The organism is Rhodobacteraceae bacterium LMO-JJ12 (assembly GCA_021555075.1).
Classification (GTDB): Bacteria; Pseudomonadota; Alphaproteobacteria; order Rhodobacterales; family Rhodobacteraceae; genus JAKGBX01.
On sequence record JAKGBX010000001.1, the window covers coordinates 1252030 to 1268911 of the forward strand.

A 16882-nucleotide genomic window follows, 5' to 3' on the forward strand; every position below is an offset into this window, starting at 1 on the left:
TTTCGGATATGGCCTTTAGGCGACGACACCCCACGCCAGACCAGCCAGCGTTGCGCCGAGGATGGCATAGCCGAGATAGGCCGCAAACACCCGTGGTTTGACCAGCGCCCAGACCGCGACGGCGGCGGGAATGGAGCTTACCCCGCCCGCAATCACGAAGGACATCGCGGCACCTTGGGCCATGCCCTGATCCAGAAGGGCATCGACCAGCGGCACGGCAGCGTAGCCGTTGAGATAGGCCGGAGCCCCGACGAGCGCGCCGAGAAGGATGGGTTGGAGGCCCTCGCCGCCAAGCACCGAGGCAACCATTTCAGCAGGCACGTAGCGGATCATCAGCGATTCCAGCACATAGGCCAGCGTGAGCCATTTCAGCAGAAAGACACCATTTTCAACCGCGCTGTCGCGAAAGGCGAGGCGACGCTCGCTCTCTTGCCAGAACTTCCATTGTGGTTTGTCAGAGAAGGGTTTCTTGACGCCGCAGCAACCACCGACTTGCGGCTTTTCACGCAGGGGATTGGTGAAGACGGGCGAGGATTTGAATAGCATCGTTCCGAAGCCGCCCAAGAGGCCGACGCTGACGGCAGCCAGGGTTTTGGCGATAGCGAAATCGAAGCCGAGCGTGCCGGAGGTGATGGAAAACATGGCGGGGTCCATCAGGGGCGAGGCCAGCCAGAAGGCCATCACGGCGGAGAGTGGTGCGCCCATAGCCAGAAGGGCGGCAATGAAGGGGATGACCTGACAGGAGCAGAAGGGCGAGAGGCCGCCCAGCAGGGCCGCCATGACGATCATGCGGGTCTCGCGCCCCTCAAAAGCCTTGGCGAGAAGGTTTTCCGCGCCGGTGGCTTTCATATAGGCGACGGCGGCAACGGCAAAGAGGATGAAGGGCGCGGTGCGCCCGAGTGCGCCGATGGCGAAGGTCACGGTGGGCTGCAATTGCGGCAAGTCGATGAGCGCGATGAGCGCGAGGATCACCGCGAGAGCGAGCCATGCCTTGTCTATGTTCTTCCACGCAAAGCGGGGGGAGGAATGGGGGATATCAGTCATTACTGGACTCTTTTTTGGAAGGGGCATCGGCGCAGCATTCGCGCAGGAGGAATTCGGAGAGGCCGCGCAATTCGCCGTAAGCGATGGCGGCGCAGATGATCTGTCGTCCCTTGCGGGTCTGGTTGACCAGCCCGGCCTGGGACAGGATCTTCATGTGATGCGTGAGGGTCGAGCCGGTGACGCCAGAGCGCGTTCCAAGCTCGCCAATGGTGAGGCCCGCGTGGCCGGCGCGCACCAGCGTGCGCATGACCGTGAGGCGTTGCTCGGATCCAAGTGCTGCGAAGGTTGAGGCGGCGCGGATCAGGTCGAGATTGGTGGGATCAGAATGTTTCATGATTCTAGAAATATCGAAACATTGAGAGCTTGTCGAGTTTTAATTCGAGAATTGTCGAACTATTGAAACTTGCGGTTTGAGGGCGCTAGGATGAAGGCATGGAAAAGCTGGTGCAAGAAATCAGGGCGTGCCGAATTTGTGCCGAGGTGTTCGCGGCCACTAAGACGGCGCATGAACCGCGCCCGGTGGCATGGTTTTCGCGCGAGTCGCGCATTTTGATTGCAGGGCAGGCGCCGGGCGCGCGGGTGCATGAGAGCGGGGTGCCGTTTGATGATCCTTCTGGTGATCGGCTGCGTGAATGGCTGAACGTGGATCGCGACACATTTTATGACCGCAAGAGTTTCGCAATCGTTCCCATGGCGTTTTGCTTTCCGGGGTATGATTCGCGTGGCAGCGATCTGCCACCGCCAAAAATCTGCGCGCAGACATGGCATGAACGGGTGATGGCCGAATTGAGCAACGTGCGTCTGACGCTGGTGGTGGGGGGCTATGCGCATCGTTGGCATATGGGGGTGAAGAGCGGGGTGACGCAGACCGTCGAGGGCTGGCGCGATCATGCGCCGCGGGTTTTCCCCTTGCCGCATCCGTCGTGGCGCAATACCGCATGGCTGAAGAAAAATCCGTGGTTCGAGGCCGAGCTTTTGCCCGAATTGCGCAAGGCCGTTGGGGAGGCGTTAGGCCCATGAACACGACATCGCTGGATCACGCGCATAACGCGATGCAGGCGGCGCCCGAAGACGAGGTGGCGCGGCGCGGATTTTATCAACATCTGGCCGATAGCGAGCTGTTCTTGTTGCTGGTGCGCGAGGCCGAGGGCGGAAGTCTGGAGCCCGAAGTATTCGCGTTTGACGAAGGGTCTTACGTGCTGGTTTTTGACCAGGAGGAGCGGCTGGCCGATTTTGTCGGGAGCGCTGCACCTTATGGTGCTTTGACGGGGCGGGCGTTGGTCGCGATGTTGAAGGGGCAAGGGATCGGGCTGGCGCTCAACCCCGAGGTTGCGCCATCGTCGATCATGTTACCGGGCGAGGCGGTGGATTGGCTGGCCGAGATGCTGGAACCCGCGCCCGAAGAGATGCAGGGCGCGGTGGCGCGAGACATCGCAGCGCCGGAATTGGGCGAGGCCGTGCTGTCGACGATTGAGGCGCGGCTGATGCGGATGGCGGGGGTGGCACGGGCCGCCAGCTTTGTGAAGGCAGAGTTCGAGGGCGGCCAAACGGGGCATATGCTGGCGATTTTTGATGCATTGCCAGAGGCGCAAGCGGCGCTGGCCAAGGCGATGGGAGAGGTGCAGGCTTTTCTGGGCGCCCAGAGTCAAGGATTTGATATTGCGTTCTTTTCCGGGGCGGGCGCGGTGGCTGAAAAAGCCCGCGCGGTCGGGTATTGGATCGAATTGCCCGAACCGAAAGAGGATGAGAGCGTGCAGGTCCCCGGCGCGGCGCCGGGGATGGACCCGAACAAGCCGCCACTTCTTAAGTGAAAATGAACGAGGCGGGCGCAGGTTTCGTCGTTTGAGTGATGTTGCGCAGCAGGCAAGTTGCGTCACGCCATAGGCTAGCCGATCTGGGCGTGACGCTGGTTAACCTGGTGCACGTCAGTATCCGGCGCTGCGATCGACCAGATGGAGGAACGGCTCGCCCGATTCGCCGCGCCGGATGTTTTCGGCGATGACTTCGGAAGCGGGTGACGGGCGGGTGGCAGAGGCGATGTGCGGTGTGACAGTGACCTTTGGGTGCGCCCAGAAAGGGTGTTCTTGCGGCAGGGGTTCGGTGCGGAATGCGTCGAGCGTGGCGTGGGCGATCTGACCGTTATCAAGTGCGTCGAGCAGTGCATCATCGTCAATCAGCGTGCCGCGTCCGGGGTTGAGAATAAAGGCACCTGGGGCCGTGAGGGCGAGGGTTTCGGCGTTGAGCGTGTTCTCGGTTGCAGGGGTGTCGGGCAACAAGAGGATGACGATTTGAGCGCCGCTGAGCGCCTGCGTCAACCCGTCGGGGCCATGGGTTGAGGGGATGCCTTCAATGTTCTTGGGCGAGCGTGACCAGCCGGTGACAGGAAAGCCAAGGTTGCGCAGGGCCCGGGCGCAGGCGAGGCCCAATTCGCCAAAGCCGAGGATCGTGACCGGGCGTTCGGCGGCGATGGGCGGGACGGAGGTTTTCCAGTCATGCGAGGGGTTTACGATATGGGCGTCGATTCCGAGATGATGGCGCAGGGTGTGGGCGGTGACCCATTCGACCATGCCTTGGGTGAGACCGCCGCCAACCATGCGGGCCAGCGGGATTTTCAGCGTCTTGTTGGGCGCGACATGTTCGACGCCCGCCCAGAGGTTAAGCACAGCCTTGGCGCGGGTGTAGGGGGTGAAATCCTGAACGTCAGAGTTTGGGGCGTAGACGATATAGTCAACCTCCTCGGGCGCAAATTCGGTTTGCAGAGAGTAGTTTAGACCGGTTTTCGCAAGTGCCGCATGAAGCGGGTTTTCGTATTCGGCCCAGCGTTTGGGATCGGCGGCGAAGAGGATATTGACGGACATTTGTTGCCTGTAGTTAAGGAGGGTTTGCGGCGCAGGGTGGACGCTGGGCTGGGGCATTGCAAGGCCGACTGTCAACGCGGCGTACGGTCGGGTTAAGGGTGCGGCGCGGCGGCGAATCGGGGCGGGTGATCGGCGGCTGTTGAGTGCTGACATGCGTGCTGGAATAAGTGGGGGCCAGCCCCCACACTCAGAACCAAGTGGGGGCCAGCCCCCACACCCCCGGGATATTTCGGGCAAGATGAACGGGTGGGGATGGGGGCGGAGGATGTGGGGGGTGAAGGCGGCGAGCGGTTAGCGGGGTTTATGGACGTGGGCCGATTGCACGAGGCCAAAGGCCATCATCAGCACCAGCATCGCCGAGCCGCCATAGCTGACCAATGGCAACGGCACGCCGACAACCGGCAACAGCCCCATAACCATCGACATGTTGACGGCAAAATAGAGAAAGAACGTGGTGGCGATGCCGAGCGTCAAGAGGGCGGCGAAGCGATTGGCATTAGAGAGCGCCGAAGCGATGCAGAAGAAGATGATCAGCGCATAAAGGCCGAGAAGCGAGACAGCGCCGAGAAAGCCGAACTCCTCGGCCAGGGTGGTGAAGATGAAATCGGTATGTTTCTCGGGCAGGAAGTTGAGGCGGCTTTGGGTGCCTTGCATGAAGCCGCGCCCGGTCCAGCCGCCGGACCCCAGCGCGATTTTGGATTGGGTGATATGATAGCCTGCGCCCAAGGGGTCGGCGGCGGGATCGAGGAAGGTGTCGATGCGGCGGTATTGATAGTTGTTGAGCAATTGCCAAGGGGTGCCGCGCGATTGAAACACAGCCGTAACGACGCCGACGCCCGAGGCGATGACGGCGGCGAAATAGAGCCAATGCACCCCGGCGATGAACATCACCGCGCCGCCGCCCATGAGCAACAGGATCGCGGTGCCGAGATCGGGCTGGCGTAGCACGAGCGCGGTGGGCAGCAGGATCAGCAGCACCGGCAGGGCGACCCAGAGCGGGTGCGACACCTTGTTGATCGGCAGCCAGTCGTAATAGGCAGCCAGCAGCATCACCAGGGTGATCTTCATCAACTCGGAAGGTTGCAGGCGCATGAACCCGAGGTCGATCCAGCGCTGTGCACCGCCGCCCTCGGCGCCGAACATTGCCACCAGAACCAGGAGCGCGATGGTGCCGAGATAGGCGACCAGCGCGACATTGCGCCAGAACCAGATCGGGACCATGGCGATTACGATCATCACCACGAGCCCGAGGCCAAAGCGTTTTATCTGGGGTTCGGCCCAGGGCGAAAACGACCCGCCTGCCACGGAATAGAGCATGAGGAAGCCGAGACAGGCGACCGCCGCCAGCAACAGCACCACCGGCCAGTTGAGGAACAGCATCTTGCGCGGGCCGGAGGGGACGTGCTGAACCGTGTGTTCGAGATAGCTCATGCGCGCCCTGGCCTGTCATTTTCCTCGGGCGGGCGGAGTTTGCTCAGTTGTTCCTGTTGGGCGCGGATGCGACCGCGATCTTTTGAGGGGTAGGCGGCGAGCGGCGGGTCTTCGCCATAGAGCGCCTGGAGTGTGATGTCGCGCGCAATCGGGGCTGCCGTGGTGGAGCCGCCGCCGCCATGTTCGACGACAACTGACACGGCGATGCGCGGATTGTCGAAGGGGGCGAAGTCGACATAGAGCGCGTGGTCGCGGCGGTTCCACGGCAGATCCTGATTGCGGGTCACGCCCGCGCGCCGTTCGGCGGCAGTAATGCGGCGGACCTGGGAAGTGCCGGTCTTGCCAGCCATGCGGAAGCCTTCGGCGACGATGCGCGAGCTGTATGAGGTGCCACGTTGGTGGTTGGAGACGTCGAACATTGCTTTGCGTATCGCGCGCAGGTGGTTTTCGTTGAGGCCGAGAGTTTCGCCTTGTCGGGAGGGTTGTTCGACGCCGTCGATCGAGCGGATAAGCCGAGGGGTGAGCCCGCGACCCGTGGCGATGCGCGCCGTCATTACCGCCAGTTGCAGCGGCGAAGCCAGAACGAAGCCCTGACCGATGGCGGCGTTGACGCTGTCGCCGATGACCCAGTCCTCGCCCTTGGTGGCGCGTTTCCACTCTTTGGTGGGCGCGACACCGGAGGCGACGGAGGACATCGGGATGTCGAATTTTTCGCCGATGCCGAGGCGTTTTGCCATCGCGGAAATCCGTTCGATCCCGGTTTCCAGTGCCAGTTCATAGTAGAAGATGTCACAGCTTTCGCGCAAACTCCGGTTGAGATCGACGTTGCCGTGACCGGCGCGTTTCCAGCAGTGAAACCGCGAGGAGTGGACTTCGAGCACGCCCTTGCAATTGAAAGTGTCTTTCTGGTCGATAATCTCGGCTTCGAGAGCGGCCAGCGCCACGACCATCTTGAAGGTTGAGCCGGGCGGGTAGAGCCCTTGCACCGACTTGGCGACGAGCGGGCGGTGATCATCTTCCAGCAGGGCGTTGTAATCGGTGGTCGAGATGCCGTTGACGAAAAGGTTGGGATCGAACGTGGGCGCCGAGGCGACGGCGAGGATGTCACCGCTTTCGCAATCTATCACCACTGCGGCGGCGCTTTCGTCGCCAAGGCGCGCCTGAACATAGTTTTGCAGCATGTGGTCGATGGTGAGCTGGATGTCGGAGCCGGCTTCGCCTTCCTGGCGGTCAAGTTCGCGCATTTCGCGCCCGGCGGCGTTGACCTCGACGCGTTTGATGCCGGCCTTGCCGCGCAGGCGTTCTTCCTCGCGCGCCTCAAGGCCGATCTTGCCGATCTGGAAGCGGGGCAGGCGCAGCAGCGGATCGGGAGTTTCGATCCTGGAGAGGTCATAGTCGGAGACCGGGCCGACATAGCCGACCACATGGGTGAAGTCGGGGCCGAGCGGATAGGTGCGCGACAGGCCGACTTCGGGGGTGACACCGGGCAGGGCGGGGGCGTTGATCGCGACGCGCGACAACTCCTCCCAGGTGACGCGGTCAGCCACGGAAACCGGCGTGTCGCCACGGCGCTTGCGCATCTCTTCGCGTGCGTCGGCGACCGCTTCGGGATCAAGCGTGATGATCTGTGACAGGCGCACGAGGACGGCGTCGACATCGCCGGCCTCTTCACGGGTCATGGTGATGCGATAGGACGGCACGTTGCGCGCCACAAAGCGGCCGGTGCGATCGAAGATTTCGCCGCGCGCGGGCGGGATCAGGCGGATCGAGATGCGGTTCTCTTCGGCGAGAAAGCGGAACTGATCGGCCTGATCGACCTGAAGGAAGCGCATGCGTAGCGCCAACCCGCCCAAGGCGGCGACCTGCATACCGCCGAGCAGCAGGCCACGGCGGGTCACCATGCGGTGCGATTGGGCGGTGTCACGGGGGGATCGTCGCATTGCCGCTGTCTCCTATTGCCGCTGTCCGAGCGCGTTGATCTCGCCGAGGCCAACAGCGCGCAGGCCGAAGGCATAGCGGCTGATCAACACGATCACCGGGTAGGTGAGCACCGTCATCGTCAGTTGGCTGAGGAAGAGGCCCGGGCCGGGCGGGTTGACCAGCAGGAGCGACAGGATCAGCCGATAGCCCAGCATCACGGCGATAAAGGCGAAGGAAACGGTGATCCATTCGACGGAAAACGGCATCGTGCTGAGGGATTGGCGGCGCGCGGAGAGTTTGTTGAACGCGATCAATGACAGCGCGGCGTAGAGCCCCGGCGGGCGGCCAAGCAGCAGATCGGCAAGCAGCAAGAGTCCGGCGACCATCAGGACGGGCGTGTATTCCGGGCGGCGCAGCACCCAGGCAAAGGCAAAACCCAGCACCAGATCAGGCCCGGCCCAGCGGCGCGGCGTGGTTTCCAGAGGCAGCAGATGAAAAAACAGGATCGCCAACACCAGAAAGGCAAAACCGAAGCGCATCAGCCAGAGCCGCAGGAGGGAGACTTCATCCATCGGTGCCCTCCGTCGGTATGACGGCGGCGGGAGATGGCGCGCCATCGGTGGCTGTCAGGGGTTCGGGCACGATCAGCTGACCGGGATCGAGGATGCGTTCGCGGCCATGATGGCGCAGCACGCGCAGGTATTCGAGCCGCTCGTAGTCTGCTGCCAGCCGCACCCGCATCCGCCCACCGGGATCGACCGCGATTTCGCCCACCAGAAGGCCGGGTGGGAAGACTTCACCGTCACCGGAACTGACCACGCGATCACCGGGGCGCACGATATCGGGGTTTTCGATGAATTCGATGGAGGGCGAGAGGGTATTGTCGCCCACCAGAAGGGCGGTTTGCCCGGACGCCTGAATAGTGACGGGGATGCGCGAACTGGCATCGGTGAGCAGGATCACGCGCGAGGTGTTTTCGCCAACCCCCGAGATGCGCCCGACCAGCCCGATTTCATCCATCGCCGCCCAGCCATCAAGGATGGAGTCGCGTGCGCCGATATTGAGCAGCACCGACTGGCGGAAGGGGGAGCCGCTATCGGCAAGGACGACGCCGGTGATGAAGGTCAGGCGCGGATCGAGGCGCACCTTGTTGAGATCGAGCAGGCGGGCATTTTCCTGACCCAGTTGCACGGCGGCTTCTTTCCATTTGCGCATCTTCTGAAGCTCGCGTTTGAGCTCCTGATTTTGTTCATGCAGGCTTTGATAGCTCTGAAAATCGCGCAAGAGGTTGACCGATGCAGTGACGGGCGCCATTGCCCAGCTGAAACTGGGGACGACCCGATCGACCACCTGGGCGCGGAAGCGTTCGACGCGCGGACTGTCGATTCGCCAGACCAGGAAGAGGGCGAGCAGCAACAGCACGAGAATCGCGCCCATCAGCCGCTTGAGCGGGCCGGTATAATCATCAGATTGTGCGCGGTCGCGTGCCATGCGTGGAGTTATACCATGGGCAATGAGGGAGGTTGAGAGGGAAAAGGCTCACGAATGTGTGGGAGTGGGGGGGGGCGAGTTTGAGGCGAGTAGGACAGTCGTTTGCAGCGCGGCAGATGACCGCTCGTGTGCAGGGTTCGTGTGAATGACGTTCATGCGGCAAACAATGAAGCCTTCCAGCCATTATCATTCCTTGTTGCTTAGCATAAGGGAGGGGGACCTTTAGGAGAATGAACGATGAAGACTTCACAGAGCGTGCCAGAACTGGTTGCGGCGGCACGGGCCAACGCAAAGGTGTTAGAAGATAAAATTTCGGCCATTCGGGAAGAGTTGGACGGGCAGAATGGTTCTGATGCGCAAGTTGAAGAGCTTTGCGCTGCGAATGCCGCCCTTGAATTGGCAGCGGTTGATATTTTCACTCTTTTTGAGTCGCGAATGCAGCATCATTTCAAACGCGGTCCGTTTTCACGAAAATTGAAGGCATCGCTGTTGGCTTCCGGGCGTGATGATCTGGCCGAAAGGATTCACCAGTATTACCTTGCAGTTAACGTGCTCAAGCACGGAACAGGCGCGAGTTATCGGGAATTGCTTGACGCTCCGAGCACACTTTTTCAACTGAAGCTTGTCGAAAGTGTCAAATCAGGCGAGGGGCATGCCACTTCGGGGCTAATAGATGTTGACGTTCCGGGCTTTTTTGAGGGGTTGGCCACAACACTTCTTGAGGCGCATCAATACCTTGAAAAGCGGTAGTTTTGCGAACTCAATTTATCGAAAATGAATATGCGATGCATGGTTATTGATGCGTCCACGACTGAGAAAGTCCACATATCCTATGTCTGATCCGCGCATGAAAATCGTGTTGGTAACACCCGAGATCCCCTACAATACTGGCGCTATCGGCCGGACGTGCGTTGCGTTGAACCTGGAGTTGATACTGATCAAACCTTACGGGTTTTCTCTTGACGAGAAAGCCGTGCGGCGGGCCGGGACGGATTATTGGAAATACGTAAATCTGAGCGAATATGACAGTTGGGATAGTTTTCTGAAGGTGCGCAAGCCAGGCCGCGAAAAGCTGTTCTTCTTTGAAGAACACGGCGCCCAAACCCTCTATGATGCTGATTATCAACTAGATGGTTATTTGGTATTTGGCTGTGAATCCAAGGGCTTGCCATTGGAAATACTATCTGAGGTGGAGGATCGGACGTTCAGCTTGCCGATGCTTGATACACGTGTTCGATCGCTCAATCTGGCGAATGTCGCCACAGCAGTCATCTATCAAGCGATGCGTGGTCAACTGGGCGGTTAAAAGCGGGCGTTGGGGGGATTGTTGGCACTGCAGACAAAACCGGCAGTGCCTAAATCCAGTTGCAGCGCGACCGCCGACTTAGCTGTCGTAGTCAATCGCGTGGCGGAGTTGTTTTTCGAATTCCAGCGCCTTGCCGGTGCCAAGCGCGACGCAGTTGAGGCATTCGTCGGCAATCGAAACGGCAAGCCCGGTGCTTTCACGCAGGGCGAGGTCAAGTTCGCCCAAGAGCGCGCCGCCGCCGGTGAGCATGACGCCGCGATCGACGATATCGGCGGCGAGATCAGGGGGTGTGGTTTCCAGCGCGGTCATCACCGCTTCGCAGATTTGCTGAACGGGTTCGGAAAGGGCTTCGGCGATCTGGGCCTGGGAAACTTCGGTTTCCTTGGGCACGCCGGTCAGCAGGTCACGACCGCGGATCTGCATGGATTGGCCGCGTCCGTCATCAGGCATGCGTGCTGTGCCGATAGAGGTCTTGATTCGCTCGGCAGTTGATTCGCCGATCAGCAGGTTTTGCTGGCGTCTGAGGTAGGCGATGATCGCCTCATCCATGCGGTCGCCGCCGACGCGCACCGAGCGGGCATAGACGATATCGCCAAGCGACAGCACGGCCACTTCGGTGGTGCCGCCGCCGATATCGACGACCATGTTGCCGGTGGGATCGGTGATTGGCATGCCAGCGCCAATGGCGGCGGCAATCGGCTCGGCAATGAGGCCAGCGCGGCGCGCACCAGCGGCCAGAACCGAGCTTCGGATCGCGCGTTTTTCAACCGGGGTGGCACCGTGGGGGACGCAGACGATGACTTTGGGTTTGTAGAAGGTCGAGCGTTTGTGAACCTTGCGGATGAAATATTTGATCATTTCCTCCGCCGTGTCGAAATCGGCGATCACACCATCGCGCATCGGGCGGATGGCTTCGATGGAGCCTGGCGTGCGCCCCAGCATCAGCTTGGCATCTTCACCGACGGCAAGCACCGTCTTGACGCCATCCTTGACGTGATAGGCTACGACCGAGGGTTCGGACAGCACGACGCCCTTGCCCTTGACGTAAATCAGCGTGTTGGCCGTGCCGAGGTCGATCGCCATGTCGGATGCGAATAGTCCGGGCATCTTATCGAATATCGACATGTCGGGGGGTTCCTTTGGCACAAGATAGCAATTCAGCGACTCGGAGTTACCGGGTTGCAGGCGCCCCTGTATAGGCGGGCGGGCTGATGGGTGGAAGAGGGGAATGGTGATCAGGTGAGCGCGATACCGCCGCAGGCGGGGTAATTTGGAATGCGCGTGAACAGGGGGCGCTGCCCCCTCGGCCTGCGGCCTCACCCCTGGGATATTTGCGGCAAGATGAAGGCGGACGGCGCGCGGATTTGCGCCGTCCGGTTGATTGGGTCAGCTCAGGTCGCGGTAGTTGATTTCCTTTTGGTCTTCACCGAGCTTGCCACGTCGCGTGAGCAGACGGTTGAGAGCGTGGATATAGGCCTTGGCGCTGGCGACAACGGTGTCGGTATCGGCCGATTGGCCGGTGGCGATGTTGCCGTCTTCTTCGAGGCGCACCGAAACGGTGGCCTGGGCATCGGTGCCTTCGGTCACGGCGTGGACCTGGTAGAGTTCGAGATGGGCGGTGTTGGGATGCAGCGCGCGGATCGCGCGGAAGCTGGCATCGACCGGGCCATCGCCGCTTTCAACGGCGGTTTTCTCGACGCCGTCGATCTCCATCACCAAGGTGGCTTCGGCGGGGCCGCCGGTGCCGCAGGTGACGCGCAGGGTTTTGAGCTTGAGGCGGGCGTTTTCGGTGCTTTCGCCGACGCGCATCAGCGCAAGGATGTCGTCATCAAACACCTCTTTCTTGCGGTCGGCCAGGTCTTTGAATTGGACAAAAACATCTTTGAGTTGGTTGTCTCCGACCTCGAACCCCAGTTGGTGGAGCTTGTCACGCAGGGCGGCACGGCCCGAATGCTTGCCCAAGGGCAGGGTGGAGGAGGCCAGACCAACATGTTCGGGGCGCATGATCTCGAAATTTTCAGGGTTTTTGAGCATGCCGTCCTGATGGATGCCGCTTTCATGCGCGAAGGCGTTTTTGCCGACGATGGCCTTGTTAAATTGCACCGGGAAGCCCGAAACGGTGGCGACGCGGCGTGAGATCGCCATGATTTTCGTGGTGTCCACACCGGTAGTCCACGGCAGAATGTCGTGGCGGGTTTTGAGCGCCATGACGACCTCTTCCAGGGCGGTATTACCGGCGCGTTCGCCAAGGCCATTGATCGTGCATTCGATTTGACGCGCGCCACCGGCCACGGCGGCCAGTGCGTTGGCGGTCGCCATGCCGAGATCGTTGTGGCAATGGGTGGCGAAGATCACCTCGTCTGCGCCGGGCACTTCGGCGATCAGGCGGCGGATCAGGTCGGCGGATTCCTCCGGGGCGGTGTAGCCGACGGTATCTGGCACGTTGATCGTGGTGGCGCCGGCCTTGATGGCGATTTCGACCACACGGGCGAGATAATCCCATTCGGTGCGGGTGGCATCCATCGGCGACCATTGCACGTTGTCGCAGAGATTGCGCGCGTGGGTCACGGTGTCGTGGATACGCTCGGCCATTTCATCCATTGTCAGATTGGGGATCTGGCGGTGCAGTGGCGAGGTGCCGATAAACGTATGGATGCGCGGTTGGGCGGCGTCGCGGATGGCCTCCCAACAGCGGTCGATATCTTTGGAGCTGGCGCGCGACAGGCCGCAGATTACCGCATTCTTCGAACGTTTGGCGATCTCGTTCACGGCGCGGAAATCGCCCTCGGACGCGATGGGGAAGCCGGCTTCGATGATGTCGACCCCCATATCGTCGAGCATTTCGGCGATTTCGAGCTTTTCCTCGTGGGTCATTGTGGCGCCGGGGGATTGTTCGCCGTCGCGCAGGGTCGTGTCAAAAATCAGGACGCGGTCGCGGGGAGTCGTGCGGGTGTTTGTATCAGTCATTTCAGGGTCTCTTTTGATTTGTCCTTAGCCTCTTGGCGCGAAAGCGATATCCCCTGAGCGTTCGCGCCAGGACGGCACGCTCAGAGGCGGCTAAGGAATAGCAGCGCGGCCAGCGGCCCGTGGGCGGGGCTGGAAATCAAGGAAATGATATGCGTCTGCGTCAACATGCGGGCAAGTTATACGCGGGGAGCCGCGAAGATAAAGCCCAAAATGCCGCAGCAGGAAAATTTGACCTGAGAGGCGCGCGCAACCGAGCGCTTATGTGTGGGGATAGACCCATGTGGCGGGGCCGGGTGATGGCAATTGGCACGAGGATAAGGACGCGCGCCAGATCTGAGGCGCCTGAGCGGGCCGGAAATTGCGGCGTGCAACATATCAATTGTGTGGGCGTCTCACGACGTTTTAGTAAGTGCGCTGGCCTTTTTACGCGGCGCGCCATGATATGAATCAAAGAAGACATATTCGAATTGATTAATGTGTCACATGTTGTGATGTGCAATACTACTTTAGAATTTTAGCATTCGGTCGGCCCGAGGGACGGGGTTTGGCCCGCGACTAAACGCGAACCTGGCGGCGGTGGTCGCCACTGCAGGAGAATACAAAATGGCGCATATCGTCGTATTGGGGGCCGGATTGGGGGGGACGATCCAGGCTTATGAGTTGAAGGATACGCTCTCATCTGGCGACAGCGTGACGCTGATCTCGAACAAACCCTATTTTCAGTTTACCCCGTCAAACCCCTGGGCCGGGGTTGGCTGGCGCAAGAAAGAAGAAATTATTGTCGATCTTGCGCCAGTGATGAAGCGCCGGGGGATTGATTTCATCTGTGACGGCTGCACCAAGGTCGACCCGGAGGCGAACCGGTTGACGCTGGAGAGCGGGCGGGTTGTTGACTATGACTATCTGGTGATTGCGACCGGGCCGGATCTGGCGTTTGACGAGATTGAAGGGTTTGGGCCGGACAATCATACTGCGTCGGTCTGTTCGATCGAACACGCCGAGATTTCGGGCAATAACTGGGAGGCGTTTTGTGCCGATCCGGGGCCGATTGTGATCGGGGCGGTGCAGGGGGCGAGCTGTTTCGGGCCAGCCTATGAATACCTGATGACCATTGAGACCGACCTGCGGCGGCGCAAGATCCGCCACAAGGTTCCCATGACGTTTGTGACCAGCGAGCCTTATATCGGGCATCTGGGTCTTGGTGGTGTGGGCGATACCAAGGGGATGTTGGAATCGATCCTGCGGGATCGCGATATCAACTGGGTGGTGAACGCCAAGACGACCAAGTTTACCGAGGATGCGGTGCATATCACCGAAGTAAATGAGGATGGCAGCGAGAAGGGCACGCGCGAAATCCCGGCAAAATACAAGATGTTCCTGCCGGCGTTCCGTGGCATTCCGGCGCTGATGGGTATTGAAGGGTTGGTTAATCCGCGTGGATTTGTGATCACCGATGAGTATCAGCGTAACCCGAAGTATCCCAACATCTTTGGTATTGGTGTGTGCATCGCCATCGCGCCGCCGGTGGCGACACCGGTGCCGACGGGTGTGCCCAAAACCGGCTTCATGATCGAGAGCATGGTGACGGCGACGGCGCAGAACATCCCGCGTATCATGGCGGGAGAAGAGCCACATATCAAACCTACATGGAATGCGCTGTGTCTGGCCGATTTCGGGGATCGCGGGGCGGCGTTTTTGGCCATGCCGCAGATTCCGCCGCGCAACGTGAACTGGACTGGCGAAGGCAAATGGGTGCATTGGGCCAAGCTGGGTTTTGAGTGGTATTTCATCCGCAAGGTGAAGAAGGGCGTGAGCGAGCCCTGGTATGAAAAGACCATCATGAAGATGATGAAGGTCAACAAATTGGAAGGGTGAGGGGGGCGGAGTGACGCCCTGCGAGATGAGATTTGGCGGGCGCTTCGGATCGGGCGCCCGTTTCGTTTCATGCTTCGGGTGTTGCGCGAGGTGGCTGGGCTCACCGGGCTAGGCCCAGACCCGCATTTACTCCCACCAGCGGTCGATGCTGGCGATGTCGTCGTCGGACCAGCCGAAATGATGCGCGAATTCATGCACGGTGACATGGGCGACAAGTTCGGCAAGGGTGACATCACCGCGGGCGTGCCACTCATCAAGGATCGGTTCGCGAAACAGCCATACGGTGTCGGGCCGGGTGGGAAAATCGAACATGGATTTCTGGGTCATCGGGACGCCCTCGTAAAGCCCGGTAAGATCGAGGGGATCGCCGATGGCGAGGTCGCGCAGCATTGTCGCATCGGGCCAATCGGCAACGCGCAAAAGCACCGCGCGCGCCGGGCCGAGGAACGGCGCGGGAAAATGCGCGATGGTATCGCGGGCGACCTCTTCGATGGCGTCAAGCGAGGGCGCCCGGCCTGGCGTGGCAAATGAACGTGTCATGCGACGGGATATGGGGGCGCGCCGTGTGAAAAGGAAGCGCGGCGAGCGCGTGTTTCGGCAAAACTCTGGATGGCGCGCAAGTTCAAATGGGTCACCCGTGTTGAGGACGCGATGTCTTGGCCGTGTGCGGGTGTCATGGCCGCGGGCGCACGAGGCACGTTCTGCGCCGGCGATGCGGCGGATTCTCCTATAGGAGATACACCATTGAAGGGCGTATGACAGGCTGTGCAAGACCTTGGAAATGAGGAGCAAGGCAGGTGTTTTTCAAGAGAGTTTTCAAGGGCTTGGCAGGGCTTTCCCTGGTGGTGAGTGGGGCAGTTGCGGCGAACGATCTGGCACCGCGTTATAGCATCATGGGCGAGATGACTGTCGAGTTGGGCGGGCAAACGCTGCAACTGGTCATTCCTTACGACAATGAGACGTCCACGGCATATGGCGAGCAGAAGATGATCATGGGCTCGTTTCTGACACTAAACACGGTTGGGGTCGGCGTCGGCGAGAATGGTGCGCCGGGCCAGCCGAGGGTGCAGGTGACGCTGCAACGAAACGGCGGGGCGTTCAGCCTGTTATCGGCAGAGCTTTTCGACGATCAGGGTTTTGATGCGCCCATGATGATGGGGCCTGATGGCGGCGACGGGGCGCTGCGCGAGATCAGCTTTGAAAACAATCGCCTCGACGCGGTGGTCGAAGGAGAGTTTCAGCGGCTTACCGGTTATTCCAAAGGCAGCCCGACACCGGTCGAAGGCGTTGCCCCCGCGCCGGTGACGATCCGCTGGGGCGTTGATTTGCCAGCGCTCAATTAGGGGCATGGCGGTGGCGCGCGCCGTGCAGGGCGCGCGCAGGATTACAACCGTTCGTCTTGCGCAGAGGGGCGGGCGCGACGCCGCCCGGCAGAACGCCCGGCCTGGCATGTCGGGGCAAAAGCAGTGATCCGGATCATTGAAGTTTCGCGCCCATTCGGCCATTCTGACCCGGACAAGCGCGACGGTAGAAAGGCGCGGCGACATGAGCAGGTTGATTGCACTAATGACGGGTGGGGGGCTCGGGCTGACGGTTTTGCTCGGCTGCGCGAGCGTGGCGCCGCACCCAGGGCGCGAAATCTACGCGCGATATTGCGCCATGTGCCATGGGCCTGCCGGTGTGGGGGATGGGCCGGTCGCCGACAAGTTGCCAGTGTCGCCCGCCGATCTGAGCGTGTTGACGGCGGTTAATGACGGCGTGTTTCCAACCGAGCATGTCTTGCTTACGGTGCATGGCTATCCGGGCAAGCATGACATCTCGGTCATGCCTGAATTCGGCCCGCTTCTGGATGGACCCAAGCAGATTTGGGTCTCGCCCACGGGTGAAGAAATCATGACGCCGGTCGCTCTGCTGGAATTGGCGGCTTATGTCGAGACGTTGCAACGCTGAGACGGAAACCATGATGCGGATCAATCCCGATGTTGGCGCG

At 60.8% G+C, this 16882-nt stretch carries 17 protein-coding genes; 7 read left to right on the top strand and 10 right to left on the bottom strand.

Going from position 1 to position 16882, the window contains the following annotated elements:
- Window positions 1-15 precede the first annotated feature (15 nt).
- The gene (locus LZG00_06020) at window positions 16-1044 is read right to left on the bottom strand and encodes a permease (protein MCF3593551.1); all 1029 of its coding nucleotides are present in this window, start codon (window positions 1042-1044) and stop codon (window positions 16-18) included.
- Window positions 1037-1378 (bottom strand): metalloregulator ArsR/SmtB family transcription factor, encoded by a 342-nt coding sequence (locus LZG00_06025; GenBank protein MCF3593552.1) that lies wholly within the window; start codon window positions 1376-1378, stop codon window positions 1037-1039. The genes LZG00_06020 and LZG00_06025 overlap by 8 nt, the downstream gene beginning before the upstream one ends.
- Window positions 1379-1476: 98 nt before the next feature.
- On the opposite strand from LZG00_06025, the gene LZG00_06030 reads away from it, so the two are divergent.
- Together LZG00_06030 and LZG00_06035 are read left to right on the top strand one after the other, a co-directional pair.
- On the top strand, window positions 1477-2064 hold the full coding sequence (locus LZG00_06030; GenBank protein ID MCF3593553.1) for a uracil-DNA glycosylase family protein: 588 nt from the start codon (window positions 1477-1479) through the stop codon (window positions 2062-2064).
- On the top strand, window positions 2061-2855 hold the full coding sequence (locus LZG00_06035; GenBank protein MCF3593554.1) for an SseB family protein: 795 nt from the start codon (window positions 2061-2063) through the stop codon (window positions 2853-2855). Before LZG00_06030 ends, LZG00_06035 begins: the two co-directional genes overlap by 4 nt.
- Window positions 2856-2969: 114 nt before the next feature.
- Here the strand turns inward: LZG00_06035 and LZG00_06040 are convergent, their stop codons facing one another.
- The 5 genes from LZG00_06040 to mreC all read right to left on the bottom strand — a co-directional run bounded on the left by LZG00_06040 (window position 2970) and on the right by mreC (window position 8744).
- On the bottom strand, window positions 2970-3902 hold the full coding sequence (locus tag LZG00_06040) for a glyoxylate/hydroxypyruvate reductase A (GenBank protein ID MCF3593555.1): 933 nt from the start codon (window positions 3900-3902) through the stop codon (window positions 2970-2972).
- Between the two features lie 291 nt (window positions 3903-4193).
- A complete protein-coding gene (gene rodA / locus LZG00_06045; protein ID MCF3593556.1) occupies window positions 4194-5333 on the bottom strand; it encodes a rod shape-determining protein RodA in 1140 nt (379 codons plus the stop codon).
- A complete protein-coding gene (mrdA, locus tag LZG00_06050) occupies window positions 5330-7273 on the bottom strand; it encodes a penicillin-binding protein 2 (protein ID MCF3593557.1) in 1944 nt (647 codons plus the stop codon). Before mrdA ends, rodA begins: the two co-directional genes overlap by 4 nt.
- 12 nt (window positions 7274-7285) lie before the next feature.
- A complete protein-coding gene (locus tag LZG00_06055) occupies window positions 7286-7825 on the bottom strand; it encodes a rod shape-determining protein MreD (protein ID MCF3593558.1) in 540 nt (179 codons plus the stop codon).
- Window positions 7818-8744: a rod shape-determining protein MreC gene (gene mreC, locus LZG00_06060; GenBank protein ID MCF3593559.1), complete on the bottom strand. Its 927-nt coding sequence runs from the start codon at window positions 8742-8744 to the stop codon at window positions 7818-7820. Before mreC ends, LZG00_06055 begins: the two co-directional genes overlap by 8 nt.
- A 255-nt stretch (window positions 8745-8999) precedes the next feature.
- Here mreC and LZG00_06065 point away from each other — a divergent pair, with 255 nt between their 5' ends.
- Complete coding sequence (locus LZG00_06065) at window positions 9000-9494, top strand: hypothetical protein (protein MCF3593560.1); 495 nt, start codon at window positions 9000-9002, stop codon at window positions 9492-9494.
- Window positions 9495-9576: 82 nt separating this feature from the next.
- Complete coding sequence (locus LZG00_06070) at window positions 9577-10050, top strand: tRNA (cytidine(34)-2'-O)-methyltransferase (GenBank protein MCF3593561.1); 474 nt, start codon at window positions 9577-9579, stop codon at window positions 10048-10050.
- A gap of 78 nt (window positions 10051-10128) precedes the next feature.
- Here the strand turns inward: LZG00_06070 and LZG00_06075 are convergent, their stop codons facing one another.
- Together LZG00_06075 and LZG00_06080 are read right to left on the bottom strand one after the other, a co-directional pair.
- Entirely contained in the window at window positions 10129-11175 is a 1047-nt protein-coding gene (locus tag LZG00_06075) for a rod shape-determining protein (protein ID MCF3593562.1), read from the bottom strand.
- Window positions 11176-11436: 261 nt separating this feature from the next.
- Window positions 11437-13017, bottom strand: a complete 1581-nt coding sequence (locus LZG00_06080) for a 2-isopropylmalate synthase (protein ID MCF3593563.1) — start codon at window positions 13015-13017, stop codon at window positions 11437-11439.
- A 603-nt stretch (window positions 13018-13620) separates the two neighbouring features.
- Here LZG00_06080 and LZG00_06085 point away from each other — a divergent pair.
- Window positions 13621-14892: an FAD-dependent oxidoreductase gene (locus LZG00_06085; protein ID MCF3593564.1), complete on the top strand. Its 1272-nt coding sequence runs from the start codon at window positions 13621-13623 to the stop codon at window positions 14890-14892.
- Window positions 14893-15018: 126 nt separating this feature from the next.
- On the opposite strand, the gene LZG00_06090 is transcribed toward LZG00_06085, so the two are convergent.
- Entirely contained in the window at window positions 15019-15432 is a 414-nt protein-coding gene (locus LZG00_06090; GenBank protein MCF3593565.1) for a metallopeptidase family protein, read from the bottom strand.
- Between the two features lie 257 nt (window positions 15433-15689).
- Between LZG00_06090 and LZG00_06095 the strand changes: the two genes are divergently transcribed.
- Both LZG00_06095 and LZG00_06100 read left to right on the top strand, forming a co-directional pair.
- Window positions 15690-16235: a hypothetical protein gene (locus tag LZG00_06095; GenBank protein ID MCF3593566.1), complete on the top strand. Its 546-nt coding sequence runs from the start codon at window positions 15690-15692 to the stop codon at window positions 16233-16235.
- 202 nt (window positions 16236-16437) lie between these two features.
- A complete protein-coding gene (locus LZG00_06100) occupies window positions 16438-16842 on the top strand; it encodes a cytochrome c (GenBank protein MCF3593567.1) in 405 nt (134 codons plus the stop codon).
- The last annotated feature ends 40 nt before the right edge of the window (window positions 16843-16882 follow it).

Bases quoted from the DNA above. Each gene is read 5' to 3' on its own strand.
- LZG00_06020 (MCF3593551.1), bottom strand. From the start codon at position 1,044: ATGACTGATATCCCCCATTCCTCCCCCCGCTTTGCGTGGAAGAACATA.
- LZG00_06025 (MCF3593552.1), bottom strand. From the start codon at position 1,378: ATGAAACATTCTGATCCCACCAATCTCGACCTGATCCGCGCCGCCTCA.
- LZG00_06030 (MCF3593553.1), top strand. From the start codon at position 1,477: ATGGAAAAGCTGGTGCAAGAAATCAGGGCGTGCCGAATTTGTGCCGAG.
- LZG00_06035 (MCF3593554.1), top strand. From the start codon at position 2,061: ATGAACACGACATCGCTGGATCACGCGCATAACGCGATGCAGGCGGCG.
- LZG00_06040 (MCF3593555.1), bottom strand. From the start codon at position 3,902: ATGTCCGTCAATATCCTCTTCGCCGCCGATCCCAAACGCTGGGCCGAA.
- rodA (MCF3593556.1), bottom strand. From the start codon at position 5,333: ATGAGCTATCTCGAACACACGGTTCAGCACGTCCCCTCCGGCCCGCGC.
- mrdA (MCF3593557.1), bottom strand. From the start codon at position 7,273: ATGCGACGATCCCCCCGTGACACCGCCCAATCGCACCGCATGGTGACC.
- LZG00_06055 (MCF3593558.1), bottom strand. From the start codon at position 7,825: ATGGATGAAGTCTCCCTCCTGCGGCTCTGGCTGATGCGCTTCGGTTTT.
- mreC (MCF3593559.1), bottom strand. From the start codon at position 8,744: ATGGCACGCGACCGCGCACAATCTGATGATTATACCGGCCCGCTCAAG.
- LZG00_06070 (MCF3593561.1), top strand. From the start codon at position 9,577: ATGTCTGATCCGCGCATGAAAATCGTGTTGGTAACACCCGAGATCCCC.
- LZG00_06075 (MCF3593562.1), bottom strand. From the start codon at position 11,175: ATGTCGATATTCGATAAGATGCCCGGACTATTCGCATCCGACATGGCG.
- LZG00_06080 (MCF3593563.1), bottom strand. From the start codon at position 13,017: ATGACTGATACAAACACCCGCACGACTCCCCGCGACCGCGTCCTGATT.
- LZG00_06085 (MCF3593564.1), top strand. From the start codon at position 13,621: ATGGCGCATATCGTCGTATTGGGGGCCGGATTGGGGGGGACGATCCAG.
- LZG00_06090 (MCF3593565.1), bottom strand. From the start codon at position 15,432: ATGACACGTTCATTTGCCACGCCAGGCCGGGCGCCCTCGCTTGACGCC.
- LZG00_06100 (MCF3593567.1), top strand. From the start codon at position 16,438: ATGAGCAGGTTGATTGCACTAATGACGGGTGGGGGGCTCGGGCTGACG.